A 379-nucleotide genomic window follows, 5' to 3' on the forward strand; every position below is an offset into this window, starting at 1 on the left:
GGAGTTAGGTTCCTGGGGCGTGGATCTCAATTGCGGCTGCCCGTCGAAAACGGTTAACGGTAGCGGCGGCGGGGCGACGTTACTCAAAGATCCTGAACTCATCTACCAGGGTGCAAAAGCGATGCGTGAAGCTGTACCGGCGCATTTGCCCGTCAGCGTGAAAGTGCGTCTGGGCTGGGACAGCGGTGAGAAGAAATTTGAAATCGCCGATGCGGTTCAACAGGCTGGCGCTACGGAGCTGGTGGTGCATGGGCGGACGAAAGAGCAGGGTTACCGCGCGGAGCATATTGACTGGCAGGCGATTGGCGATATTCGCCAGCGGCTGAATATTCCGGTGATTGCCAACGGTGAAATCTGGGACTGGCAGAGCGCGCAACAA

The 379-nt window shown here is 58.0% G+C and carries 1 protein-coding gene; it reads left to right on the plus strand.

Features of this window, described 5'->3' with window-relative positions; all coding sequences use genetic code 11:
• Nucleotides 1–379 (plus strand): tRNA-dihydrouridine synthase (locus EVJ34_RS15640; protein ID WP_201739968.1); only part of this gene is annotated, 379 nt, incomplete at both ends.

It is taken from the genome of Exiguobacterium sp. SL-9 (assembly GCF_004336985.1).
In the GTDB taxonomy this organism is placed as follows: Bacteria; Bacillota; Bacilli; order Exiguobacteriales; family Exiguobacteriaceae; genus Exiguobacterium.